General features: G+C 59.2%; 1 pseudogene. It reads right to left on the bottom strand.

The annotated features are described in order from the left end of the window. Positions 1-24: 24 nt before the first annotated feature. A pseudogene (locus AC0IYH_RS32715) lies at positions 25-255 on the bottom strand (class I SAM-dependent methyltransferase); the annotation flags it as partial.

The following is a 255-nucleotide window of genomic DNA, read 5'->3' as shown; positions in this document are numbered from 1 at the left end:
CGGCATGTGACGCAAGTCGAAAAATTATTTTGGCCCCGAGCCAAGCGCCCGCAGCAGCGGATCGAAAATCGCTTCCGGCCCCGGAATCGACCCGATCGGCGTGGCAAAAACCAATCCGCCCGACGGTGGCATCGAAGGTAATGCCATGAACTGGAGACGATCCAGTTCGGCGAGATGTTGCTCGGCGCCGATGGCCTGAGCTTGTCGTTGAAACACGTCCAAACGCTGGTGCTGATTGCGGGCGGTGTCCTTGAC

The organism is Pseudomonas sp. AC463 (assembly GCF_979253585.1).
This window is presented reverse-complemented; position numbering and strand designations above follow the sequence as displayed.